General features: G+C 60.4%; 19 protein-coding genes and 1 other RNA gene. 7 read left to right on the forward strand and 13 right to left on the reverse strand.

What is annotated here, in order from left to right; all coding sequences use genetic code 11:
* Nucleotides 1–126 precede the first annotated feature (126 nt).
* Complete coding sequence (locus F8N43_RS19840) at nucleotides 127–945, reverse strand: shikimate 5-dehydrogenase (protein WP_150631629.1); 819 nt, start codon at nucleotides 943–945, stop codon at nucleotides 127–129.
* 246 nt (nucleotides 946–1,191) lie between these two features.
* On the opposite strand from F8N43_RS19840, the gene F8N43_RS19845 reads away from it, so the two are divergent.
* From F8N43_RS19845 to F8N43_RS19855, 3 genes are all read left to right on the forward strand, one after another.
* Nucleotides 1,192–1,560: a hypothetical protein gene (locus F8N43_RS19845; RefSeq protein WP_031319047.1), complete on the forward strand. Its 369-nt coding sequence runs from the start codon at nucleotides 1,192–1,194 to the stop codon at nucleotides 1,558–1,560.
* A 234-nt stretch (nucleotides 1,561–1,794) separates the two neighbouring features.
* A complete protein-coding gene (locus tag F8N43_RS19850; protein ID WP_084319749.1) occupies nucleotides 1,795–1,989 on the forward strand; it encodes a hypothetical protein in 195 nt (64 codons plus the stop codon).
* A gap of 112 nt (nucleotides 1,990–2,101) precedes the next feature.
* Nucleotides 2,102–2,284: a hypothetical protein gene (locus tag F8N43_RS19855; RefSeq protein ID WP_150631630.1), complete on the forward strand. Its 183-nt coding sequence runs from the start codon at nucleotides 2,102–2,104 to the stop codon at nucleotides 2,282–2,284.
* Here F8N43_RS19855 and F8N43_RS19860 read toward each other — a convergent pair.
* The gene (locus F8N43_RS19860) at nucleotides 2,281–3,342 is read right to left on the reverse strand and encodes an AI-2E family transporter (protein WP_150631631.1); all 1,062 of its coding nucleotides are present in this window, start codon (nucleotides 3,340–3,342) and stop codon (nucleotides 2,281–2,283) included. The two genes, F8N43_RS19855 and F8N43_RS19860, sit on opposite strands and share 4 nt — an antisense overlap.
* A gap of 174 nt (nucleotides 3,343–3,516) precedes the next feature.
* Between F8N43_RS19860 and yegQ the strand changes: the two genes are divergently transcribed.
* Nucleotides 3,517–4,842 carry a tRNA 5-hydroxyuridine modification protein YegQ gene (yegQ, locus tag F8N43_RS19865; RefSeq protein WP_150654216.1) on the forward strand — a complete coding sequence of 442 codons (1,326 nt, stop codon included), beginning with the start codon at nucleotides 3,517–3,519 and terminating at the stop codon, nucleotides 4,840–4,842.
* Nucleotides 4,843–4,899: 57 nt separating this feature from the next.
* Here yegQ and F8N43_RS19870 read toward each other — a convergent pair whose 3' ends face one another.
* Nucleotides 4,900–5,766, reverse strand: coding sequence for a LysR family transcriptional regulator (locus F8N43_RS19870; RefSeq protein ID WP_150637509.1), 867 nt, complete (start codon nucleotides 5,764–5,766; stop codon nucleotides 4,900–4,902).
* Between the two features lie 96 nt (nucleotides 5,767–5,862).
* On the opposite strand from F8N43_RS19870, the gene F8N43_RS19875 reads away from it, so the two are divergent.
* On the forward strand, nucleotides 5,863–6,771 hold the full coding sequence (locus F8N43_RS19875) for a DMT family transporter (RefSeq protein ID WP_150654217.1): 909 nt from the start codon (nucleotides 5,863–5,865) through the stop codon (nucleotides 6,769–6,771).
* 144 nt (nucleotides 6,772–6,915) lie between these two features.
* Here F8N43_RS19875 and recR read toward each other — a convergent pair whose 3' ends face one another.
* The 4 genes from recR to dnaX form a co-directional block, all read right to left on the reverse strand.
* Complete coding sequence (recR, locus tag F8N43_RS19880) at nucleotides 6,916–7,518, reverse strand: recombination mediator RecR (protein WP_133836727.1); 603 nt, start codon at nucleotides 7,516–7,518, stop codon at nucleotides 6,916–6,918.
* Between the two features lie 65 nt (nucleotides 7,519–7,583).
* Nucleotides 7,584–8,618 carry an NADP-dependent oxidoreductase gene (locus F8N43_RS19885; protein ID WP_150654218.1) on the reverse strand — a complete coding sequence of 345 codons (1,035 nt, stop codon included), beginning with the start codon at nucleotides 8,616–8,618 and terminating at the stop codon, nucleotides 7,584–7,586.
* Between the two features lie 247 nt (nucleotides 8,619–8,865).
* Nucleotides 8,866–9,204 carry a YbaB/EbfC family nucleoid-associated protein gene (locus tag F8N43_RS19890; protein WP_008028561.1) on the reverse strand — a complete coding sequence of 113 codons (339 nt, stop codon included), beginning with the start codon at nucleotides 9,202–9,204 and terminating at the stop codon, nucleotides 8,866–8,868.
* 66 nt (nucleotides 9,205–9,270) lie between these two features.
* Complete coding sequence (gene dnaX, locus F8N43_RS19895; protein WP_150654219.1) at nucleotides 9,271–11,361, reverse strand: DNA polymerase III subunit gamma/tau; 2,091 nt, start codon at nucleotides 11,359–11,361, stop codon at nucleotides 9,271–9,273.
* Between the two features lie 144 nt (nucleotides 11,362–11,505).
* Between dnaX and F8N43_RS19900 the strand changes: the two genes are divergently transcribed.
* Nucleotides 11,506–12,243, forward strand: coding sequence for a substrate-binding periplasmic protein (locus tag F8N43_RS19900; RefSeq protein ID WP_150637518.1), 738 nt, complete (start codon nucleotides 11,506–11,508; stop codon nucleotides 12,241–12,243).
* 12 nt (nucleotides 12,244–12,255) lie between these two features.
* On the opposite strand, the gene F8N43_RS19905 is transcribed toward F8N43_RS19900, so the two are convergent.
* Nucleotides 12,256–13,953: a putative bifunctional diguanylate cyclase/phosphodiesterase gene (locus tag F8N43_RS19905; RefSeq protein WP_150637520.1), complete on the reverse strand. Its 1,698-nt coding sequence runs from the start codon at nucleotides 13,951–13,953 to the stop codon at nucleotides 12,256–12,258.
* Nucleotides 13,954–14,368: 415 nt separating this feature from the next.
* Between F8N43_RS19905 and F8N43_RS19910 the strand changes: the two genes are divergently transcribed.
* Complete coding sequence (locus F8N43_RS19910; RefSeq protein WP_150631639.1) at nucleotides 14,369–14,683, forward strand: helix-turn-helix domain-containing protein; 315 nt, start codon at nucleotides 14,369–14,371, stop codon at nucleotides 14,681–14,683.
* 184 nt (nucleotides 14,684–14,867) lie between these two features.
* Here F8N43_RS19910 and ffs read toward each other — a convergent pair.
* The 5 genes from ffs to smc all read right to left on the reverse strand — a co-directional run bounded on the left by ffs (nucleotide 14,868) and on the right by smc (nucleotide 23,544).
* An RNA gene (gene ffs, locus F8N43_RS19915) (signal recognition particle sRNA small type) lies at nucleotides 14,868–14,964 on the reverse strand.
* A gap of 137 nt (nucleotides 14,965–15,101) precedes the next feature.
* Nucleotides 15,102–16,268: a putative zinc-binding metallopeptidase gene (locus F8N43_RS19920; RefSeq protein ID WP_150631651.1), complete on the reverse strand. Its 1,167-nt coding sequence runs from the start codon at nucleotides 16,266–16,268 to the stop codon at nucleotides 15,102–15,104.
* 204 nt (nucleotides 16,269–16,472) lie between these two features.
* On the reverse strand, nucleotides 16,473–18,830 hold the full coding sequence (gene ligA, locus F8N43_RS19925; protein WP_150631652.1) for an NAD-dependent DNA ligase LigA: 2,358 nt from the start codon (nucleotides 18,828–18,830) through the stop codon (nucleotides 16,473–16,475).
* Nucleotides 18,831–18,942: 112 nt separating this feature from the next.
* Nucleotides 18,943–19,797 carry a cell division protein ZipA gene (gene zipA, locus F8N43_RS19930; RefSeq protein WP_017337515.1) on the reverse strand — a complete coding sequence of 285 codons (855 nt, stop codon included), beginning with the start codon at nucleotides 19,795–19,797 and terminating at the stop codon, nucleotides 18,943–18,945.
* A 258-nt stretch (nucleotides 19,798–20,055) separates the two neighbouring features.
* Complete coding sequence (gene smc, locus F8N43_RS19935) at nucleotides 20,056–23,544, reverse strand: chromosome segregation protein SMC (protein WP_150654220.1); 3,489 nt, start codon at nucleotides 23,542–23,544, stop codon at nucleotides 20,056–20,058.

Here is a 23,544-nt window from a genome sequence, read left to right on the forward strand (position 1 = left end):
GGGTCTCATCGCGGGCAAGCCCGCTCCCACAGGGTTTTGTGCCGGAAATGAATTTTGCGTAACACACCTGTCACTCTGCGGGCTTGCCCGCGAAGCGGCCAGCACAACCGCCACACCATGCAGCCTCTAGCTTCGGGCAAACGCCACAGCTTTCTGAAACTGCTCATCCGTCGGCCGCACGCCGGTATACAGCACGAACTGTTCCAGCGCCTGGATGGCGATCACTTCCAGTCCGGTGATCACCCGTTTGCCTTCGGCACGCCCACGCACGATCAGTGGTGTTTCCGAGGGGATCGCCACCACATCGAAGACGGTCTCTGCCGCTGCGATGATTTCAGCAGCAAACGCCAGGTGATCGGCTTCAGGCCCGCCGGTCATGCCGATCGGTGTCACGTTGATCAACATTTGCGGGCGTTGAGCCCCCATATCGGCCTGCCATTGATACCCCAGCGACTCTGCCAGCGCTCGTCCGGCGCGCTCGTTCCGGGCGACGATCAGGCCGTTTTTGTAACCGCCATCGCGCAAGGCACTGGCCACAGCCTTGGCCATGCCGCCGCTGCCGCGCAGGGCAAAGGTCGATTCCTTGGGTACCTGGTGGGTTGCCAGCAATTGAGCGATGGCGATGTAATCGGTGTTGTAAGCCTTGAGGTGGCCGTCCGTGTTGACGATGGTGTTGATCGACTGAATCGCGGCAGCCGACGCGTCCAGCTCATCGACCAGCGCAATGCAGGCTTCCTTGAACGGCATCGACACGCCGCAGCCGCGAATCCCCAAGGCGCGGATGCCACCGACAGCCCCGGTCAGGTCCTGGCTGCGGAACGCCTTGTAGTAGAAGTTCAGGCCAAGTTGTTCGTACAGATGATTGTGAAATCGCAGGCCAAAGTTCCCCGGGCGCCCCGACAGGGACATGCACAGCTGAGTGTCTTTGTTGGGGTTCATCTGCATGAAGAATCTCCTTCGGTAGCACTTTCAGATGGACGGGATTAGCCATTCCATCGAGATCTGATCGATCATATCGGCGTGCCTGCTCGTGGCAGCGCACGTGGGTAAGGAAGCCGGTACAGACCTTACACAAAATTTACCCAACGGCTGTGCTGATTTTCAAAAAAACGCTGTCTTAGAAGTATCCCCGCGACAATCCTTGGGTCTATTGCAGACCCAAGCGCCGGGTTGAAGAACCGAGGAATGATCATGATCCGTAAAATCCCCACAGTTGCCTTGCTGATCGGTGCGCTTGCTATCGCAGGGCAGGCAGAGGCTGGCGGCGGTCACGGTTGGCAAGGTCCAGCGGTATTTGGCGCGATCGTTGGCTCGGCCATCGTCGGTTCGGCCATCATCAATAGCAACCGGCCCGTATATGTCCAGCAACAACCGGTGTACTACCAGCCGCAACCGGTATACGTACAGCAACCGCCACCGGTTTACTACCAGCCGGCGCCGGTCTACGTGCAACAACCGGTCTATTACGCCCCGCCACCGGTTTACTACGGTCCGCCCCGCGGCTATTACGGCCCGCCACGCGGTTATTACGGCCATCCCCATGGTTACGGCCGCTGGTAACAGGCTCACAAGGCCCCGCTTTTATAGCGGGGCTTTTTTATGCCCGTTCGTCGGTGAACGTCTGGATACATCTCGCCAAGGTCGCTATCGGGACAGTCCCGCCGGTTCAAGCGGGCAAGATTGACTCAAGCGTCCTTCCCCCGCGCAGGGGGAACGGTCATATTTATGTCATGTCAGGTCCGCAAGCTTGGATCTGTCCGCCAACAACAGGTTGATAACAACAAGGACGACCTCATGCCCACGCAAAACCCGCACCGCGATATCAGCTTGTGCACCTCCAGCAAGGTGTACAACGCCCTGACCGAACTCAAACACCTGGAAGGCCACCGCAGCGCCAAGTTTCTTTCGTTGCTGGCCGAAAACCTGGTGCGCAAAGGCCTGCTCAACGAGCACGAAGTGGTCCATATGCTGGATTTGGTGGTTGACTGACTGACAGACGGTCGTTTGGGGCTACTGGCGTCAATGACGACTATCGAAAGCGTTGATTTCTCGTTCAAGCATCGGGTCCGTAAGGTAGCTCCATAGATTGATGGAGGTACTTATGTCCCAGGTTCAGATCATGTCCGTTATCGGCAGCGCCGTTCCCGCCCCGCTTAGAGAGCTGGGATTGCTCGCCTGTTGGTATCTGGTGCAGGACGGCGAACCGATCAGCGGTCCGCTTACCTCGCTTAACGCGGCCAAGGCCCTGTCGCAGAGCCTCCACACCGGTCGACTCAGCGCTTAAGGCAGCTGCACCCGTGGTTTGGTTTCGATGAAAATCGCCCAGCTCGACATGAACAGCGCGGCGATCAACGGTCCGATGACAAAGCCATTGAGTCCGAAAATCGCCAGGCCACCGAGGGTCGAAATGAGGATCAGATAGTCCGGCATCTTTGTATCCTTGCCCACCAGGATCGGGCGCAGCACGTTGTCCACCAGCCCGATCACGAACACCCCGAACAGCCCCAGCACCACGCCCTGCCAGATCGCCCCGCTGAACAGGAAAAACGCGGCCACCGGCGCCCAGACAATCCCTGCGCCAACCGCCGGCAACAGCGACAAAAACGCCATCAGCACCGCCCAGAGCAACGAGCTCGGGATGTCCAGAAACCAGAAAATAAAGCCGCCCAATGCACCTTGCGTGATTGCCACCAGCAGGTTGCCCTTCACCGTGGCGCGCACCACGCGGTTGAACTTGAGCTGCAAACGACGTTTCTGGTGTTCTTCCAGCGGCACGGCGGCGCGCACTTTGCGCGCCAGTTCTGCACCGTCGCGCAAAAAGAAGAACAGCAGGTACAGCATGATGAAAAACCCCACCACGAAATCAAACGTACCCTGGCCGAAACTGAAGGCTTTGTTGGCGATGAACTCATTGCCCGTCACTGCGCTCTTGATGATTTTCTCCCGCAGCCCTTCCAGTTCGCCGATCCCCGCGCGATCGAGCAAATGCTGGAAGTACGGAGGCAGGCTGTGTTTGAAGTGCGTGACGTACCCGGCAATGTCCAGTTCGCCGCTTTCGATGCTTTTGTAAAGCGCCGCCCCTTCCTGAACCAGCAGAATACTGAGGATGATCACCGGCAGGATCGCGATGACCAGACAAATGCTCAATGTCAGCAGTGACGTCAGGTTGCGCTGCCAGCCGAACTTCAGTTGCAGGCGCCGCTGCAGCGGCGCGAAGAGAATGCCGAGAATCACCGCCCAGAACACCGCGCCGTAGAACGGCAGCAAAATCCAGATAAACGCGGCGGTCACCAGCCCCAGCAGAATCACCAGTGATTTGTCTTGTACCGTCTCTTCGCTCATGTCCGATCCATGTCAGTCCGCAGGGCACAGGCCCTTGAAGCAAGAGCCGTTCTGATGCTTAGTCCGCCACGGTTCGCGCGAGTGCCATCCGTTTGTTCATCAAGCATAGATCCAGATCAAGGTACGCCGCGGACAAGCCGATTACCCTCGGTGGTTTTTGCGATCGACCCGCCCATGACCCTTTTCACACCTGAGCTGCTCGCCCCCGCCGGCACCCTGAAAAACATGCGTTATGCCTTTGCCTATGGCGCCGATGCGGTGTATGCCGGTCAGCCGCGCTACAGCCTGCGGGTGCGCAATAACGAGTTTGATCATGCCAACCTGGCGCTCGGCATTCGCGAGGCCCAGGCCCAGGGCAAGCGCTTTTACGTGGTGGTGAACATCGCCCCGCACAACGCCAAACTCAAAACCTTCCTCAAGGACCTGGAGCCGGTGATTGCCATGGCGCCGGACGCGCTGATCATGTCCGACCCGGGCCTGATCATGCTGGTGCGTCGGCACTTCCCGCAGATGCCGATTCACCTGTCGGTGCAAGCCAACACGGTCAACTGGGCGAGTGTCGAGTTCTGGCAGCAACAAGGCTTGAGCCGGATCATCCTGTCGCGGGAACTGTCCCTGGAAGAAATCGCCGAAATCCGCCAGCAAGTGCCCACCATGGAACTGGAAGTGTTCGTCCACGGCGCGTTGTGCATGGCCTATTCCGGGCGCTGCCTGCTGTCGGGCTACATGAACAAACGCGATGCCAATCAGGGCAGTTGCACCAATGCCTGTCGCTGGAAGTACTCGGCGCAGCAGGCCACGGAAAATCATCTCGGCGAAATCGTGCAGACCTTCCAGCCCGAACCGACACTGGGAATTGGCGCGCCCACCGACCAGGTGTTCCTGTTGCAGGAAGCCAACCGCCCCGACGAACTGATGCCGGCCTTCGAAGACGAACACGGCACCTACATCATGAATGCCAAGGACCTGCGCGCCGTGCAGCACGTCGAGCGTCTGACGCAGATGGGCGTGCATTCGCTGAAAATCGAAGGGCGAACCAAATCTCACTTTTACTGCGCGCGCACGACTCAGGTTTATCGCCGGGCGATCGACGATGCGGTGGCCGGTCGCGAGTTCGACCGCAGCCTGATGAGCGATCTGGAATCCCTCGCCCAGCGCGGCTACACCGAAGGTTTTCTGCGTCGGCACGTGCATGACGAATATCAGAATTATCAGAACGGCAGCTCGGTGTCGGAGCGGCAACAGTTTGTCGGTGAGCTGACCGGCGAGCGGCGTGATCGGCTGGCGGAAGTCAAAGTGAAGAACCGCTTTGGCCTGGGCGATCACATGGAACTGATGACGCCCAAGGGCAACTTCCACTTCGATTTGCACCAGTTGCAGAACGTCAAAGGCCAGCCCATCGAAGTGGCACCGGGGGATGGGCACACCGTGTACCTGCCGATTCCGGATGCGGTGGATTTGCGCTTCGGGTTGTTGATGCGGGATGTGAGCGGGGTGTAATTTTCGATCTACACCTGTTCTTCTGAAACACTGCCAGCTCCCACAGAGGGCGCGGTGTTATTGGGTGAACTCTTCGCGCAACATCGCCACAAACGCTTCTCGCGCCGGGTGAACCCCGGCGTTTTCATGCCAGTAGAACAGGTTGTCGATGGCGGTCAGTTCGGGGAACTCATACCCCGCGCAACCGGCGCCTTGGGCGTACTGATCGAACACCCCCTTAGGCACCAGCGCGATCCCCGCCCCTGCGCTGACGCACCCGACAATCGCGCCGTAACTCGCCAGGCTGACAATCGGCAGCGCCTGCCCCTGGCGCAACAACCAATGCTCCAGCGCCGCGCGGTATGGACACCCCTGAGGCCACATGAACACGGTCTTGTCCTGCAAATCAGCGATCTCACGCAGCGGCCCCAGCGACGTCGAGGCAATCAGCAGCAGCTCCTCGCGGTACATCGGCGTGCGCTTGAGTTGTGAGCGCTCGACATCCACCGCGACAATCGCGCCGTCGAGCCGGTGACTGACCGTGTCATCGAGCAATTGGCCCCAGGTGCCGGTGGTCAGTTCCAGCGCCACCGCCGGATAACGCTTGTGGAATTTGGCGAGTAAACGCGGCAAGCGACCGGTGGCCGACGATTCGATGGCGCCGATACGCAACGGGCCGGATGGCTCGGCGGCGGGGTCGACCGCCCGCTTGGCTTCCGCCGTCATGGCCAGAATCTTCGAGGCGTAGGCCAGAAAAGTCTGCCCCGACGGGCTGATGCGCAACCCTCTGCCTTCGCGGATAAACAACGCGACGCCCAACTCGGCTTCCAGCGATTTGATCCGTGCCGTGATGTTCGACGGCACGCAATGCAACAGCTCGGCTGCCCGGGCGATGCTGCCGACGTCGGCCACGGTCTTGAACATGCGAATCTGCGCCAGCTCCATACATCACCCAAAGTGAACAGTTAACGCAGTATAAGTCAGTTGTGGCGAACGATCCGTGTTCTGATACTTGAAGCATCTGCCCACAGGTGCCCGACCATGCCAACGCTCTCAACCGCCGCCTCTCCCCTCAAAATCATCCTGGCCATGGCCTTCGTCGTCGCGTGCTGGGGGTATTCCCCAACCGGTATCCACATCGGCTTGCAAGCCTATGACCCCGGGCATCTGGCGTTGCTGCGGTTTCTGATCGCGTCATTGTTCATGGCGCTGGTCGCGGGGTTCAAAGGCATCAGTCTGCCGAACCTGCGCGATTTGCCGCTGCTGTTCGGCCTCGGTTTTTTTGCGGTGAGCCTGCATCACGTGGCGATCAATTTTGGTCAGCAAGGGATCAGCGCCGGAGCGTCCAGCGTGTTGGCGCAATCGACGCCATTGTTCAGCACGCTGCTGGCGCGCTTCGTGTTCAAGGACCGGGTGAGCGCCTGGCGCTGGGGCTGTGTTTTTCTCGGATTGATCGGCGTGGTGATTGTGGTCGCGGGCGATCGCGGACTGGGCAGCATCGACGCCCACGGCGTGTTGATTCTGCTGGCAGCGTTGTCCTGGAGTTTCTACTTCGCGCTACAGAAACATCACACCGGGCGTCACGACGGGCTGACACTGGTCTGCTACACGGTGTGGTCGGGGACCGCGTTGTTGCTGGTTTATCTGCCGGGGTTGGCGACGCAAGTGCTCAACGCGCCGATGCAGGTGCAACTGGCAGTGCTGGCGCTGGGCATTTTTCCGAGCGCGCTCGCCTACCTGGCCTGGGCGTTTGTGTTGGCCCACGTTGATTTGAGCCGGGCGACGATGACCCTGTATCTGGTGCCGCCGACGGCGATGGCGATTGCCTCGTTTGCGCTGGGTGAGCGGCCGACGTTGATGGTTGTTGTGGGGGCGATGGTGGTGTTGGTCAGTGTGTTGGCGTTGAATCTGGAGCGGCGATGGCTGGTGATTCGGGTGGCCAGTGTTTGATTGGCGGTTTTGTGGTGATGCGTCTGGCGTCTTCGCGGGCAAGCCACGCTCCCACAGGGTTTGTGTCGACCCCATTATTTGATCAACACAAAACCCTGTGTGCGGGCTTGCCCGCGATGGCGTCAGCCGTGACGCCACATCACTTCAGAGGGCGATAGGCTTACGCCCCGCAAACGAATGCGCCAACGTCCCGCCATCCACCAGCTCCAGCTCGCCCCCCAACGGCACGCCGTGGGCAATGCGCGAGGCGATCAGGCCTTTGTTGCTGAGCAACTGGGCGATGTAGTGCGCCGTGGCCTCACCCTCGACCGTCGGGTTGGTCGCGAGGATGACTTCGGTAAAGGTCCCCGCCTCTTCTATCCGCGCCAGCAATTGCGGAATCCCGATGGCTTCCGGCCCCAGCCCGTCGAGCGGCGACAAGTGGCCCTTGAGCACAAAGTAGCGACCGCGGAAACCGGTCTGCTCCACCGCGTAGACGTCCATCGGCCCTTCCACCACGCACAGCAAGGTATCGTCGCGGCGGTTATCGGCACATTGCGGGCACAGATCGTCTTCGGTCAGCGTGCGGCACAACCGGCAATGGCCCACCCCCTCCATGGCCTGGCTGAGTGCAAGGGCCAGTCGCGAGCCACCGCTGCGATCACGCTCGAGCAGCTGCAACGCCATGCGTTGGGCAGTTTTCTGACCCACACCTGGCAACGTTCGCAGGGCATCGATCAGTTGGCGAATCAAAGGGCTGAAGCTCATGGGGAAACGTCCGACAAAACAACGAGACGCGGTTTATACCCGCGCCTCTCTTTAGCGTCAAATACTCAGTCCTGCGCGACCCGAACCACCAGTTTGCCGAAGTTGCGTCCTTCCAGTAGACCGATGAACGCCTCGGGCGCATTCTCAAGGCCATCGACCACATCTTCGCGGAATTTCACCTTGCCGTCGCGCACCCACGGCGCCATGGCGCTGACGAACTCGGGCTGACGATCGCCGTAGTCGTCGAACACGATAAAACCCTGAATCCGCACACGCTTGGTCAACAACGTGCGTTGCAATTGCGGCAGGCGATCCGGGCCGGTCGGCGTTTCGCTGGCGTTGTAGGAAGCGATCAGCCCGCACAGTGGAATGCGCGCCTTGGGGTTGAGCAACGGCACCACCGCGTCGAACACCTTGCCACCGACGTTCTCGTAATAGATGTCGATGCCGTCCGGGCACGCCTGAGCCAGCTCATCGGCGAAGGTGGGGCTCTTGTGGTCGATGCAGGCGTCGAAACCCAACTCATCCACCACGTAACGGCATTTCTGCGCGCCACCGGCCACGCCAACCACCCGCAGACCTTTGATCTTCGCCACTTGCCCGACCACCGACCCCACCGCGCCGGACGCCGCCGCGACCACAAGGGTTTCTCCGGAGGCTGGCTGACCGATGTCCATCAAGCCCATGTAGGCCGTCATACCCGGCATCCCGAGCACGCCCAGTGCCATCGACGGGCTCGGCAGCCCGGACGGTACCGGAATGACATTGCGACCGTCGCTGATGCTGTGGCTCTGCCAGCCGGTGGCGCCGACGACCAGATCACCTTCGTGGAACTTGGGATTCATGGAACGCTCGACACGGCTGACAGCGCCACCGGTCATCACTTCGTCGATTTCCACCGGTGCGGCGTAGGACGGCGCGTCACTCATGCGTCCGCGCATGTAGGGATCCAGCGACAGATACAGGGTTTTGAGCAACACCTGGCCTTCGGCCAAATCCGGCAGCGCTTCCCGTTCCAGGCGGAAATTCTCCGGCGTCGGCGCACCTACGGGGCGGGACGCGAGGACGATACGTTGGTTGAGGGTCAATGCTTCTGGCATGTGAGCGTCTCCTTTGATCGATGAATTCGGCGGTATAAGGGAGCAGACCTTTGTGATGGTGGCGCGTTCGATGTTTCGTCAGTTGTACCGAGGTGACTTCATCGCGAGCAGGCTCGCTCCCACATTGGAATGCGATCAACCTGTGGGAGCGAGCCTGCTAGACACTACATCGCCATCAGGCAGAAACAAAAATGCCAGGCGCAATGCCTGGCATTTTTTTGTAGCTCATCCGACGCGCTTTGGCGAATCAGAACGGCAGCTTCATACCCGGTGGCAGTTGCATGCCAGCGGTCATGCCGGACATTTTGTCCTGGCTGTTGGCTTCGATCTTGCGGACGGCGTCGTTGACGGCGGCGGCGAATACGGCCTCCAGCATCTCTTTGTCGTCTTCACTCAGGCCTTCGACCAGGCTTGGATCGATGGTGACGCGCTTGACGTCGTGACGACCGGTCATCACCACGGTGACCATATCGCCACCCGCCTTGCCGGTGACTTCGGCGTTGGCCAGTTCTTCCTGCATCTTGGCCATTTTTTCCTGCATCTGCTGCGCCTGCTTCATCAGGCCGGCCATGCCACCTTTCATCATGGGAATCACCTCAAAGTACTTGGATAAAAACAGCGCCCGGCCCTTTCGGTCGAACGCCTTCAGTTATTAGCCCTGACTGACCAGGGCTTCGACAGGTTCAATAGTATCGTTACGGACCACCGCACCGAACTGCTGCATCATTTGCTGGATGAACGGATCACCGTGAATCGACTCCTCGGCCTCGCGCTGACGGTTGGCGCGGCGCCGGGACGCAGCCTGGGCCGGCGTTTCCTGCTCGGGCTTGATCAGCTCCATGCTCAGGGTCAGCGTGCGCCCGTGAAACTGGTTCAGCGCATCGTTGAGACGACGCTGCTGGGTCGCGTTGAACAAGGCGCTATGGGCCGGGTCCAGGTGCATCAGCCAATGGTCGCCCTCCACGGAGATCAGCGTGCAGTTGGCGGCGATGCTGCCGGTCATGCCGGATATCGGCAGTTTCGGGAACAGCTCCAGCCATTGCAGGGCCAAACCGGTGGCGGGCATCGACGCCGGCTCAGGTTCGGGTTCCGGCGCGGGCTCGGCGGCGTGCTCACTCGCCAACTCGTCGAGGTAGCTGTACGCCGAGTCCATGTCCGGCTCGATGTAATCCTCATCCAGCGGCGGCTCGTCGTCGGGGTCGATGCCCGGGGTCGCGGCGTCGACATCGGCCACGGACGGCTCGGGAATTGGCGCAGCAGCCCACTCCGGCGCGTCCGGCACAACGCTGTCCGGCGTCGGCAACGGCATCGGGGGCAATTCGGGTTGTTCACCGGCGGTTTCCAATACCGGCTCGACGGCTGGCTGCTGGATGACTTCGGGTTCGACCGGATCATTCCACGGCAGGTCGACGACGGCTTCGACCGCTACCGGCGCAACGACAGGCTCCGGCACGATGACCGGCTCGGGCACGACAGCGGCCGCAACCGGCTCAGGCTCGGGAACAACCACCGCCGCGATCGGCGCGGTGACAACCGGTGCAACTGCCGCAGCGACTACCGGCGCAACAACCGGCGCGGCAGCCACTGAGTTTGCGGAATCAACTGTGGCCTGGCTGATCCCCACTGGCTTTAGCGGTTGCCTCGGGGCATCCGCCGTGTCCGCCGGTCGGAACGCGAGCATCCGCAGCAAGACCATTTCGAAGCCACCGCGCGGGTCCGGCGCCAGCGGCAAATCGCGGCGACCGATCAGGCCCATCTGGTAATAAAACTGTACGTCTTCGGCCGGCAAGGCCTGGGCCAGCGCCAGCACCCGATCACGGTCGCCGTGACCGTTGTCGACGCCCTCAGGCAAGGCCTGGGCGATGGCGACACGGTGCAGCACGTTGAGAATTTCCGAGAGCACGCCATTCCAGTCCGGGCCTTGTTCCGCCAGATGGCGGACGGCTTCGAGCAACGCCTTGGCGTCGCCTTCAATGAGCGAGTGCAGAACATCGTAAACCTGGCCGTGATCGAGCGTGCCAAGCATCGCCCGTACATCGGCGGCCATGACCCGCCCTTCACCGAAGGCAATCGCCTGGTCGGTCAGGCTCATGGCATCGCGCATCGAACCATCGGCGGCGCGACCCAGCAGCCACAGCGCGTCGTCTTCGAACGGCACGTTCTCGACACCCAGCACGTGGGTCAAATGCTCGACCACCCGTTCAGGGGTCATGTTCTTCAGCGAGAACTGCAAGCACCGCGAGAGAATCGTTGCAGGAAGTTTCTGCGGATCAGTGGTCGCCAGGATGAACTTGACGTAGGGCGGCGGCTCTTCGAGGGTTTTCAGCAGCGCATTGAAGGAATGGCTGGAGAGCATGTGCACTTCGTCGATCAGGTAGACCTTGAAGCGCCCGCGGCTCGGGGCGTACTGCACGTTGTCGAGCAGCTCGCGGGTGTCTTCGACCTTGGTCCGGCTCGCGGCGTCGATCTCGATCAGGTCGACGAAACGGCCTTCATCGATCTCGCGGCACACCGAGCACTCACCGCACGGCGTCGAAGTGATACCTGTTTCACAGTTCAGGCATTTGGCGATGATCCGCGCGATGGTGGTCTTGCCGACCCCGCGCGTCCCCGTGAAGAGGTAAGCGTGGTGCAGCCGCTGGCTGTCCAAGGCATTGATCAGAGCCTTGAGCACATGGGTCTGGCCGACCATTTCGCGGAACGAGCGCGGACGCCATTTACGTGCAAGAACCTGATAACTCATCGAAAACCATCGCCACTGGGAAGCAGAAGCGGCTAATGCTAGCGGAGCAAGGCCAAAATTGCATCCGGCGCGCTCGTCTAATCTGGCTAAGATGCACTTGGGGCGATTTTTATCGGCTCGGGTTTCATCGGTAGTGGAGTGTTTATGCGGCTGGCCTTGGGGGCACTGCTGTTGATGAGTCTGAACGTCATGGCTGCCGGTACGCCGCTGCGCTTCGTGGTGCCCGACAGCTGGGCGATGCCAATGGTGCAGCTGGATCGCGGCCAGCCGACCCAGGGCATCCTGCATGATGTGATAGTCAGCCTCGCGACCCAGGTCGGCGTTCCGGCCGAGTTTCACGTACTGCCACGGGCCCGGGTGCAAAGCGCCATGGAGCACGGCGAGGTCGATGTCCGTTGCTACGCCGCGCAATCCTGGTCGCCAAACCAGTCTGGCGACTACATCTGGAGCATTCCGCTCTGGACCCAACCGGATGTGCTGATCAGCCGGCACGAGTTGCCGACCTCAATCAATCCGGCGGGGTTGGCGCGACAATCCATCGGCACCGTGCACGGCTACAGCTACCCCACCTTGCAACCCCTGTTCGACGCCGGCCGCCTGCTTCGCGAGGACGCACGCAACCAGGAACAGGTCCTGGAAAAACTCATGGCCGGACGCTACCGCTATGCCGTGAGCAATCAATGGACGCTGGACTGGTTCAATCAGCGCCTGCTGCCTGAGCGACAACTGCAAGGCGTGACAGTGCTGCAAGTGCAGAGTGTCGGCTGTTACGTGCGCAACGACCCGAAAGTGCCCGTGCAACGCATCCTGCGCACTTTGCTGAGGATGAAAATGTCCGGGGAGATCGATGACATTATCCGGCTGTATGTGGGCAAACCCTGAGCGCATCACGGCTCACACGGTTTCATCCACTCGCCATTGCGGCGGCGCCACAAAACCTTCGACCCAGCCCGGCACTTCAACGGCCGGCATCGGCCGGGCGATGAAATAGCCTTGGGCAACGTCGCAGCCCAACTGCAACAGCAGCTCACCGTGCTCGATACTTTCCAGCCCTTCGGCGATCACTTGTCGGCCAAACGCGCGAGCCAGGCCAATCACCGCCGAGGTCAGGGCCAAATCGTCGCGGTCATGCAGAATGTCGCGGATAAATGACTTGTCGATCTTGATGGTCTGGGTTCGCAATCGCTTGAGGTAATTCAAGGACGAATAACCGGTGCCAAAGTCGCCCAGGGAAAACTGCACGCCGAGCGCCTGACAGGCTTGCAGACAGGCGCTGACATGCTGGATGTTTTCTATCGCCACCGCCTCGACGATTTCCAGATCCAGCATCTGCGGCGCGACCCGGGCATGCCGGTCGAGCACCCGCCTGAGCCGGTCGACGAAATCCGCCCGCTGGAAATGCCGGGCGGCGATATTGACGCTGATCGGCCAGCCCTGCCCCGCTTGCTGCCAACGGTCCAACTGCATCATTACCTGATCCATCACCCATTCACCGATATCGATGATCAGGTCCGTCTCCTCCACCAACGGCAAAAACTCCCGGGCCGGCACCATGCCATTTTGCGGATGCTCCCAACGCAACAGCGCCTCGAAGCCGACTACAACACCGCGACGCATGTTTACTTTCGGCTGGAAATGCACCCGTAACTCGCCAGCGGCCAGCGCCTGCCGAACCCGCTCGACGGTCTGGTGAGTGGCCTTGACCTCTCGATCCCGGAGCGCGTCGAATAAATGAAAGCGATTGCGCCCGCTCTGCTTGGCCACGTACATCGCTTGGTCGGCATGACGCAGCAAGGTTTCGGCATCTTGATTGTCATCCGGATACAGGGTGACGCCGATGCTGGCAAATACATTCAGGGCCTTTCCCCGCAGCAGGTAAGGCGCCGAAATCGCGCCCAGCACGCGATTCAGCGCCGCGCGCACGTCCGGCACATCACGCACATAACGCAACACCAGCACAAACTCGTCACCGGCCAGCCGCGCCACCACATCCTCGCCGCGAACAATGTCGCGCAAACGCTTGGCCACCTCCACCAGCAGCAGATCGCCACTGGCATGCCCGTAGCCATCGTTGACCGCTTTGAAGCCGTCGAGGTCGAGCATGCACACCGCCAGCGGGATATTTTCCTCCCGCGAGAACGCCAGTGCCTGATCCAGCAAGTCGGAGAGAAACGCGCGATTGGGCAGCCCGGTCAGCACGTCATGACCGACCCGCCATTGCAGGGAATGCAGCAGTTGGCGTTTTTCACTGATATCGAAACGAATCGCCAGGTAACGGTGAATCCGCCCGGTGGCGTCATCCAGCAGCGGCACCAGCGTGCTTTCAACCCAATACAGACTGCCATTTTTGGCGCGATTACAGATCTCGCCCTTCCAGACATTGCCCAGCGCGATGGTGCGCCACATGCCGGCGAAGAAGTCAGCGGAGTGCAGGCCGGAGTTGAGCAGGCGATGGTTTTGCCCAAGCAGTTCGTCACGGCTGTAACCGGACACGGCGCAGAACTGATCGTTGACGTAGGTAATCCGGCCGGTCAGATCGGTCTCGGAAAAAATCGCGGCGGCGTCCACGGCCCGGCGGTATTTCTCATCCATGAGTCAGGCTCGCTGTCGCTAGCGGTGGTACCGCTCGACCAGCGCACAATGCCCGGAAGAGGTGTTTTGAATCGTCCTGCGCAGAGCCACGTGATCACTCCATGAACAGCGATTGATGGCCCTTTGGCCGCCGAAGATCAACTAGTCTCAAAGGCCCGGACAAAGGGCAGCAACAACCAATTCGAGAGCATTTTGCCAAGCTTCAGGGATGCTTCAGCGCTCCACACACTGCTCAGGGGAGCGCCATGCTGGCTCTTTCGCATCAGCCAAACGTGCGCAAACAGGTCACCAAATACCCTTTGGAGCGGCAATTCTACGAAATGCATCACATTTTGCAAAGCAAGGTGATGGATCATGCAGTTGCCTAATGCAAAGATCTATCGTTAAGTTCTTGATTCTAAATGGGAATTGAGCGATGCAAATTTCAAGTTTGGGTTCAGCCATTCGGCGTTACCGCAAGGTCGCGGGGCTTACTCAGGCTGAACTCGGCGAAAAAACCGGTTTTGACCCGAAAACCATCAGCCGTTTTGAAACCGGCACCTACACCCCCAGCGTGGAAGCCCTGTTCCTGCTTGCCGGCGTGCTGGGGGTAAAACTGAAAGTCTTCTTCGCAGATTTGGCCGATGAAGACGAACAGCGGGCGTACCTGTTTGGTGTCATCCACAAGGCCACCCCGAAGGATCTGGGAAAGCTGATTGCAGCGGTTGACCAGGCCATGTCCAAGCCTTAGTGGCAGAAATGAAAAAAGGAGGCCGACTTGTCGTGGTTCGACAGATCGGCCTCCTTTTTTATCGGCGGAATTCAGCATCGCAGACGACAAAAATCCGCCGCTGGACAGGGTCCATGGCAGAGTAACAAGTCGGTATTTTCAATGGATAACGCGAGAGAAGGCTCGCGGTGCGTTATGGAGGCAACCCCACCAGCCACACCCCGGCACACAATGTTCCCGCTGTGGCTGCTTCCTTCCGGATCTGACCAGGTTCACGGGTAATCGTTGCGGGGGGACCGATGGGGTCACCATAACGACGCTTGCCTGACGGCGAGCCGCGCCATTGTACCTGTCTGAGACGAAGTTACAACCGTTCGGTCGGATTAAAAAATATGAGCGGCTTCAAGGACATGCGCAGGCCTGAAAAGTGCGCAGGCTCCTACAGGTCCTGCAACACCTCATCCGCCCTGCCGCCCTCCTGCTGAATCACCAGATGAATGAAGTGCAACTTGGCGATCACCGCCGGCGGCAACACGAACGGGTAAAAATCTGGCTGGCCCATGCTGCGCGACAGCTCATTGAGCATGCCGGCGAGTTCGATCCACGCATTGACGAATGACAGGAACGCCGCACCGCCGGGATGCTGCGGATCATAAAGGGTGCTGGACGGGAATGGCTGGTAGTCAAAATCCATTTCCCGTGCACTCATGCCGAAGCCGAGGGCGGTGTCTACCGCGTCCATCATGTGCAGGTAGTGCGCCCAGGTTTCGGCCCAGTCTTCCCATGGATGCATGGTGGCGTAGGCGCTGACGAAATGTTGCTGCCAGTCGAGTGGCGCGCCTTGTTGATAATGCCGATCTAGCGCCTCAGCGTAACTCGCACGCTCGTCGCCGAACACGCCGCGAAACGGTTCCAGCCACTGGCCGTTGGCGATCAGCCGATCCCAATAATAATGCCCGACCTCGTGACGAAAGTGCCCGAGCAATGTGCGATACGGTTCGTGCATCTGCACCCGCACCTGCTCGCGGTGGGCGTCGTCGGCTTCTTTGATATCGAGGGTGATCAGGCCGTTGGCATGGCCGGTGGTCGGCGGTTTGCCTTCGAGGTCGACGCCGATGAAATCGAAGGCCAGGCCGGTTTCTTCGTCCACGGTTTTGGGGATGACCTGCAAACCCAGGCTGACCAACTGCGCGACCAGCCGACGCTTGGCGGTTTCGACCTTGCCCCAGCGTTCGTGATTCTCGGGGATCGACAAATCAGGAATGGTGCGATTCAAGCTACAGGCGATACACAACGCATCATGGTCGTTGGCGGGCAACAGCCAGTTGCACGCGGCAGGGGAATCGAGATTGGCGCACCGGCGCAACTCACCGGCACCTGGATCAGCATCGAGAATCCAGGTGTCCGCGCGCAAGCCGGGTTGCAGCGACGACAAGCGACTGCGCTCAGGCTGATAGCCCAACGCCGCTGAACAGGCCAGGCACTGGCTGTTGCGAAAGAACAGCGACTGCCCGCAGCGACAATGCCAGACCTTGCTGTTGCGCGAGCTTTCGCCAATGAACGGCGCGGCGATGCGTGAACTGAGCTGTTCGAAGAAGCGGTGCATGGCGATCTCTCCCTGGGGCTTGCCAAGACTAGATCATCCTTGCGTGCAGATCGTTCCCGCGCCGCGATGAAGCAAGCCTGGTGCGGTCAATGTGGGAGCGAGACCGGTTTGCCGGCGATAGCGCTGGACCGGTCACCATGAATGCCGACTGTAACGGCCTCATCGCGAGCAGGCTCGCTCCCACAAGTTTTGAATTGCCAAGTCTTAATCCAGCTTGCCGTGCTCACGCAATGTTTTGATAAGCCCCTCTTCATCGAGAACTTTCAATCCCAGTTCATTGGCTTTGGCCAACTTCGAACCGGCACCCGGCCCGGCCACTACGCAATGGGTCTTGGCCGACACCGAACCGGCCACTTTGGCGCCGAGGCTTTCCAGTTTGTCCTTGGCGATATCGCGGCTCATCAATTCCAGCGAACCGGTCAATACCCAGGTCTGCCCGGCCAGCGGCAAGCCCTCGACGACTTTTTTCTCGCTCTGCCAGTGCATGCCGAAATCACGCAGCTGCTTTTCAGCGGCTTCAGCAACCCGGCGATGTTCGGCGACCGCAAAGAACTCACGAACCGAATTTGCCTGTTTCTCTGGCAGCGCCTGACGCATGTCCAGCCAGTCCGCAGCGAACACCCCTTCCAGCGAACCGAACTTGTCCGCCAGTTTCTGTGCCCCGCCCGGCCCGACCGAAGGAATGTGCAGCTTGTCGAGGAAACCGCCCAGCGTGGTACTCGCCGCGAACTCTGCACCCAACTCGCCCTGATCCTGAATCTGCAGCCCATGCTTGAGAAGATCTGCGATCACCTGCCGGTTATGCGCATCCTCGAAGAAGCTGTGAATCTCGTGCGCCACTTCCAGGCCGACATCCGGCAAATACGTGAGCACTTGCGGCAACGCCTGCTGAACCCGTTCCAGCGAGCCGAGAGAACGCGCCAGCACCTTGGCCGTCTCCTCGCCGACATCGGGAATGCCGAGGGCATAGATGAAACGCGCCAGGCCTGGCTTTTTGCTGTCCTCGATGGCGCTGAGCAGGTTCTTGCTCGACAGCTCGGCAAAGCCTTCGAGATCGACGATTTGCTCGAACGTCAGGGCGTACAGATCGGCCGGTGAATTGACCAGACCTTCATCCACCAACTGCTCGACGCTCTTCTCTCCCAAGCCTTCGATATCCATCGCGCGACGGGAAACGAAGTGAATGATCGCCTGTTTGAGTTGCGCACCGCAGGCCAGTCGCCCAACGCAGCGATACACCGCGCCCTCGCTGACGGTCTCGCGCCCCTTGCTGCGCTTGATCAGTTGCGTGCGTTCGACATGCGAGCCACAGACCGGGCACTGCTCAGGAATCTGCACTGGCCGCGCATTCTCCGGACGGCGCTCCATGACCACCTGCACCACTTGCGGAATCACGTCGCCCGCACGGCGGATGACAACGGTGTCGCCGATCATCAGGCCCAGACGCGCCACTTCGTCCATGTTGTGCAGCGTCGCGTTGGCCACAGTGACGCCCGCCACCTTGACCGGTTTCAAGCGCGCCACCGGCGTCACGGCACCGGTCCGGCCGACCTGGAATTCCACGTCGAGCAACTCGGTGAGTTCTTCCATCGCCGGGAATTTGTGGGCAATCGCCCAGCGCGGTTCGCGAGCGCGGAAACCCAGCTCACGCTGGGAGGCGATGCTGTTGACCTTGAACACCACGCCATCGATTTCATAGGCCAGCCCGTTGCGGCGCTCACCGATGTCGCGGTAGTAATCCAGGCACTCATCAATACCGTGCGCCAGTTTCAACTCGCGACTGATGGGCATGCCCCATGCCTGCAGCTGTTTGAGATTGCCGATGTGCGTGTCGGCAATGTCCGCCGAGACCTGGCCGATGCCGTAGCAGCAGAACTCCAGGGGACGGTTGGCAGTGATCTTCGAATCCAGCTGCCGCAAACTGCCCGCCGCCGCGTTGCGTGGGTTGGCGAAGGTCTTGCCACCGACTTCCAGTTGCGTAGCGTTGAGCCGTTCGAAACCGGCCTTGGACATGAACACTTCACCGCGCACTTCAAGGGTCGCCGGCCAGCCGCTGCCTTGCAGTTTGAGCGGGATGTTGCGCACGGTGCGCACGTTGACACTGATGTCTTCGCCGGTGGTGCCATCGCCGCGCGTCGCGCCGCGCACCAACACACCGTCCTGATACAGCAGGCTGACCGCCAGGCCATCAAGCTTCGGTTCGCAGCTGTATTCAACCGCTGCGCCGCCGCCAAACAGGTCGCCGGCCGGCAGATCGAGGCCTTCGGTCACCCGACGATCGAACTCGCGCATGTCGGCTTCTTCGAAGGCGTTGCCGAGGCTGAGCATCGGCACTTCATGACGCACCTGCGTGAACGCCGACAGCGCCGCACTGCCGACGCGCTGGGTCGGCGAGTCACTGGTGATCAGTTCGGGATTGGCCGCTTCGAGGGCCTTGAGCTCGTGGAACAACCGGTCGTATTCGGCGTCCGGAATGCTCGGCTCGTCCATCACATGGTAGCGATAGTTGTGCTGATCAAGCTCAGCGCGCAGCTCTAGAATGCGGGTTTTGGCGGCGGTCATGGGTGTTCTCTCATAAAGCAAAAGAGCAGCCTAGGCTGCTCAATCTGTAAGTACGGCGCAGATTCATTGTAGGAGCCAGCGCTTGCTGGCTCCTACAAGGGCGCGATCAATATCAGCGCTTCTGGGTCAGGGCGCGACGTTCGAACTCAACGATGCGCTGACGGTAATGCTCGATCGTCTGGGCGGTCAGTACGCTGCGCTGATCGTCTTTCAGTTCGCCGTTCAGCTCCTGGGACAATTTGCGCGCCGCAGCCACCATTACATCGAAGGCCTGCTTCGGATGACGCGGACCTGGCAGGCCAAGGAAGAAGCTCACTGCCGGGGTGCTGAAATGGTCGATGTCATCCAGATCAAAGATGCCAGGCTTGACCGCATTGGCCATCGAGAACAGAACTTCGCCATTGCCAGCCATGCTTTCGTGACGATGGAAGATGTCCATCTCGCCGAAGCGCAGGCCGCTTTCCAGAATATTCTGCAACAGCGCCGGGCCTTTGAAGCCAGCGGCGTCGCGGCAGATCACGCTGATCACCAGCACTTCTTCGGCTTGCGGTTGTTCCTTGTCGCTCACCGACGGCGAAGCCTTGGTGTCATCCGGGAAATCGTCGTCACGACTGCTGAAGCTCGGGCCGCCGTCCAGATCCAGGCTGAGGTTCATGTCGCCTTGCGACGGTTCGCCATGGCCACGCTTGCCGCGTTTGGAACCCGACTCACGTGGCTCCCGGGCCGGCATGCTCACCGACGGCAGGTCGTGCTCGTCCAGTTGCGGTTCTTTATGGGTATCCAGGACGCGGGGCGGGCCCAACAGCTCGGCGCTGGTGTCCTCGTCCGGCAAATTGGACAGACTTCGATCAAGACGGAACTTCAGTTTTCCCTTGCCGCCGCGCATACGGCGCCAGCCATCGAAAAGAATACCGGCAATGACAATAATGCCGATGACGATCAGCCACTCGCGCAGACCGATTTCCATGTAATCCCGTGCCTCTATAAAAAATGCTGAAAAATAAGGGGTTTACAACTCGCAAACCGCTTTAAAACGTGGCGCCAACTCTATGTTCTGACAGGCGTTTTGCCCACGTATACGAAAAATTGACATTAAACTAGCACGACCAAAGGCAACTTTACACCGTCTGTCACAATGGCTTGCGCGAATATGTCGATTGGCCAGCAAGTCGAGCCAGGTAAATAAGTCCGACGGACAAAAAAAACCCGCCCTACAGACGCCGACTCAGGCATCCACCATCGCCATCGCCTCCTCGACATCCACCGCCACCAGACGCGAACACCCCGGCTCGTGCATCGTCACCCCCATCAGTTGATCGGCCATTTCCATGGCGATCTTGTTGTGGGTGATATAGATGAACTGCACCGTCTGCGACATCTCTTTCACCAACCGTGCGTAGCGTCCAACGTTAGCGTCATCCAGTGGCGCGTCAACCTCATCGAGCATGCAGAACGGCGCCGGATTCAACTTGAAGATCGCAAAAACCAGGGCCAATGCGGTCAGGGCTTTTTCGCCGCCGGAGAGCAAATGGATGGTGCTGTTCTTCTTTCCGGGCGGCTGCGCCATGATCGTCACCCCTGTATCGAGTAGATCTTCGCCCGTCAGTTCCAAATAGGCGCGTCCTCCACCGAAAACTTTTGGGAAAAGCGCCTGTAAACCGCCATTGATCTGATCAAAGGTATCTTTGAAGCGGTTACGGGTTTCCTTGTCGATCTTGCGAATCACGTTCTCGAGCGTGTCCAGCGCTTCCACCAGATCGTCGTTCTGCGCATCCAGATAACGTTTACGCTCGGATTGTTGCTGATATTCGTCGATGGCCGCGAGGTTGATCGCCCCGAGACGCTGAATGCGTGCGGCAATGCGTTCGAGTTCTTCTTCGGCGTCCTTCTCGCTGGCTTCGGTCGTCAGTGTGCCGAGCACGCCGTGCAGGTCGTAGCCGTCTTCCAGCAGCTGATCTTCCAAGGTCTTGCGGCGCACGGTCAGGGCTTGCCATTCCATGCGCTGCGTTTCCATCTGGCCACGAATCAACTGCGATTGCTGCTCGGCCTGGTTGCGACGTTTCTCGGCGTCACGCAGTTCGCGGTCGGCGTCTTCGAGCGCAATCTGTGCGGTCTTGAGCTCTTCGTCGACGGTCATGCGCTTGTCGAGCAACTCTTCGAGCTTCAGGCGCAGCTCTTCCAGCGGTGCCTCGCCCTCCTCCAGATTGAGGCTGAGTTGTTCGCGTTTTTCAGTCAGACGCTCGGACTGCATTTCCAGCCGCTCCAGCGCCTGACGCGTCGAGTCGTGTTGCGCCTTGAGCGAGCCCAGACGCACCGCCAGTTGATGCGCGTGATCCTTGTGCTGCCGGGCTTCCTGACGCACGCGATCCAGCCGCTCACGCAAACTGTCGCGCTGGGCCAGCAGCAACTCACGCTGCTCGGTGTCCAGCGCCATGGCGTCGAGGGCTTCCTGCAATTGCAGGCGCGCTTCGCCGATGTTTTCGTGCTCCAGGGCGCGCTGCTCGGCCAACTCGGTGAGTTCTTCATCGAGCCGGGTACGGCGCAACGTCAGTTGCTCGACCTTGGCTTTGCCGGCGGACAACTGAGCTTTCAATTCGCCTTGCTGGCGCGCTTCGTCTTGCAGCAGACGGCGTAGATGTTCGCGACCGTTTTCCTGCTGACGCTGCTGTGCCCGCAGATTTTGCAGTTGCGTTTCAAGGGTTTCGACCGTGGCCTCGCGCTCCTCGCGTTCGATGCTCAGAGACTGGATTTCCTGCCCGCGCGCCAGCACGCCGCTTTCCGCTTCGCTGGCCCGACGCACACGTAAAAAATGTCGGCCGACCCAGTAACCGTCACGACTGATCAGGCTCTGGCCGGCGCTCAACTGACCACGAAGGGCCAAGGCCTGTTCGAGATTTTCAACCGGTTTAACCTGCCCCAGCCACGGCGACAGATCGATCTGCGCCTCGACCTTGTCGAGCAGACTACCAGGCACGCGCACGCCATCGCTGGCGGGACTGAGCAAACGCAAATCGCCCTGGGCAAAACCGGCCAGATCGAAATCGCCGAAATCATCCACCAGCACCGCTTGCAGATCAGCGCCGAGCACGGTTTCCACTGCCAGCTCCCAACCGGCTTCAACCTTGAGGCCCTCGGCCAGACGCGGACGGTCTGCCAAGTGTTGCTCGCGCAGCCATTCAGCGGTGCCGGTGCCCGGATCGAGCGCGGCTTGCTGCAAGGCTTCCAGCGAGGCAAGACGGCCGTTGAGACGCTGCAAATCGCCCTGGGCCTGTTGCTGCGCCGACAGCGCTTGCTGCAATTCCTGACGCAGTTGCTCAAGGCGCTCGACCTGCGCCTCTTCACTGGCCTGCAAGTCTTCGAGCGTCGCCTCGGAAGCGGCCAACTGCTCGCTGAGTTCCATGATCGCCGCGTCTTCCGGGTCCGCCGAGAGCAAAGCGCGTTCTTCGCCGAGACGCTTCTGGCGATCGGCCAGGCGCTCCATGCTGGTTTCCAGCTGCTGGATGCGCGACTGCTGAACTTCGGATTGGCGGCGCGGCTCGGCGGCGGTCAGGTTGAACGTGTCCCACTGCTCCTGCCAGCCGTGCATGGTGGTTTCGGACTCTTCCAGCGCGGCGGCGGCTTCTTCAGCGGCGGCGCTGGTGACTTCCTGTTCCGGCGTGAGCATGTCCAGCTCTTCGCCGAGGGTCAGTAGCAAGGTGCGGTCGTGGCCCAGATGCGACTCGGTTTCCAGACGTGCGCGCTCGGCTTCTTTCAGATCGTCCTGTAGCTGACGCAAACGTTGCTGACCGTGCTGGATACTCTGCTCGACCCGGGCGATGTCGCCGCCGACCGAATAGAAGCGCCCCTGCACCAGATTGAAGCGTTCGGACAGGTCATGGTGCCCGTCACGCAAGCGTTCGATGCTCGCATCGGCGTTGCGTTGCTCGGCCACCAGCGCTTCGAAAGTGACTTCCTGAGTGCCGATGATCGCTTCACGCTGACCGACCTGTTCGTTCAACGCCTGCCAGCGCAATGCGGACAGTTGCGCCTTGAGCTGCCGCTCCTCGCCTTTGTATTCCTGATACTTCTTGGCGGCCTCGGCCTGGCGGTGCAGGCGTTCGAGCTGACGCGTCAGTTCTTCGCGCAGGTCCGTCAGGCGCTCCAGATTTTCGTGGGTGCGACGAATGCGGTTTTCGGTCTCGCGCCGGCGCTCCTTGTACTTGGAGATGCCCGCCGCTTCTTCAATAAAGTTACGCAGGTCTTCGGGCTTGGACTCGATCAGCTTGGAGATCATCCCCTGCTCGATGATCGAGTAGCTGCGCGGGCCCAGGCCGGTACCGAGAAAGATGTCGGTGATATCACGGCGGCGGCATTTGGTGCCGTTGAGGTAATAGGTGGTCTGGCTGTCGCGGGTGACTTTGCGGCGAATGGAGATTTCCGCGTAAGCCGCGTATTCGCCGAGCAGCGTGCCGTCGGAGTTGTCGAACACCAGTTCGATGCTCGCCTGGCTCACCGGTTTGCGGCTGGTCGAACCGTTGAAGATGACGTCGGTCATCGACTCGCCCCGCAAGTTCTTGGCCGAGCTCTCGCCCATCACCCAGCGTACGGCGTCGATGATGTTCGATTTGCCGCAGCCATTGGGCCCGACCACCGCCGCCATGTTACTGGGGAAGTTCACCGTGGTCGGATCGACGAAGGATTTGAACCCCGCCAGCTTGATGCACTTGAGCCGCAC

This window comes from Pseudomonas fluorescens, assembly GCF_902498065.1.
Lineage (GTDB): Bacteria > Pseudomonadota > Gammaproteobacteria > Pseudomonadales > Pseudomonadaceae > Aquipseudomonas > Aquipseudomonas fluorescens_BJ.

What these genes read in the sequence shown, in the direction of transcription:
- F8N43_RS19840 (WP_150631629.1), bottom strand. Translation starts at nt 945, where the DNA reads ATGCAGATGAACCCCAACAAAGACACTCAGCTGTGCATGTCCCTGTCG.
- F8N43_RS19845 (WP_031319047.1), top strand. Translation starts at nt 1,192, where the DNA reads ATGATCCGTAAAATCCCCACAGTTGCCTTGCTGATCGGTGCGCTTGCT.
- F8N43_RS19850 (WP_084319749.1), top strand. Translation starts at nt 1,795, where the DNA reads ATGCCCACGCAAAACCCGCACCGCGATATCAGCTTGTGCACCTCCAGC.
- F8N43_RS19855 (WP_150631630.1), top strand. Translation starts at nt 2,102, where the DNA reads ATGTCCCAGGTTCAGATCATGTCCGTTATCGGCAGCGCCGTTCCCGCC.
- F8N43_RS19860 (WP_150631631.1), bottom strand. Translation starts at nt 3,342, where the DNA reads ATGAGCGAAGAGACGGTACAAGACAAATCACTGGTGATTCTGCTGGGG.
- yegQ (WP_150654216.1), top strand. Translation starts at nt 3,517, where the DNA reads ATGACCCTTTTCACACCTGAGCTGCTCGCCCCCGCCGGCACCCTGAAA.
- F8N43_RS19870 (WP_150637509.1), bottom strand. Translation starts at nt 5,766, where the DNA reads ATGGAGCTGGCGCAGATTCGCATGTTCAAGACCGTGGCCGACGTCGGC.
- F8N43_RS19875 (WP_150654217.1), top strand. Translation starts at nt 5,863, where the DNA reads ATGCCAACGCTCTCAACCGCCGCCTCTCCCCTCAAAATCATCCTGGCC.
- recR (WP_133836727.1), bottom strand. Translation starts at nt 7,518, where the DNA reads ATGAGCTTCAGCCCTTTGATTCGCCAACTGATCGATGCCCTGCGAACG.
- F8N43_RS19885 (WP_150654218.1), bottom strand. Translation starts at nt 8,618, where the DNA reads ATGCCAGAAGCATTGACCCTCAACCAACGTATCGTCCTCGCGTCCCGC.
- F8N43_RS19890 (WP_008028561.1), bottom strand. Translation starts at nt 9,204, where the DNA reads ATGATGAAAGGTGGCATGGCCGGCCTGATGAAGCAGGCGCAGCAGATG.
- dnaX (WP_150654219.1), bottom strand. Translation starts at nt 11,361, where the DNA reads ATGAGTTATCAGGTTCTTGCACGTAAATGGCGTCCGCGCTCGTTCCGC.
- F8N43_RS19900 (WP_150637518.1), top strand. Translation starts at nt 11,506, where the DNA reads ATGCGGCTGGCCTTGGGGGCACTGCTGTTGATGAGTCTGAACGTCATG.
- F8N43_RS19905 (WP_150637520.1), bottom strand. Translation starts at nt 13,953, where the DNA reads ATGGATGAGAAATACCGCCGGGCCGTGGACGCCGCCGCGATTTTTTCC.
- F8N43_RS19910 (WP_150631639.1), top strand. Translation starts at nt 14,369, where the DNA reads ATGCAAATTTCAAGTTTGGGTTCAGCCATTCGGCGTTACCGCAAGGTC.
- F8N43_RS19920 (WP_150631651.1), bottom strand. Translation starts at nt 16,268, where the DNA reads ATGCACCGCTTCTTCGAACAGCTCAGTTCACGCATCGCCGCGCCGTTC.
- ligA (WP_150631652.1), bottom strand. Translation starts at nt 18,830, where the DNA reads ATGACCGCCGCCAAAACCCGCATTCTAGAGCTGCGCGCTGAGCTTGAT.
- zipA (WP_017337515.1), bottom strand. Translation starts at nt 19,797, where the DNA reads ATGGAAATCGGTCTGCGCGAGTGGCTGATCGTCATCGGCATTATTGTC.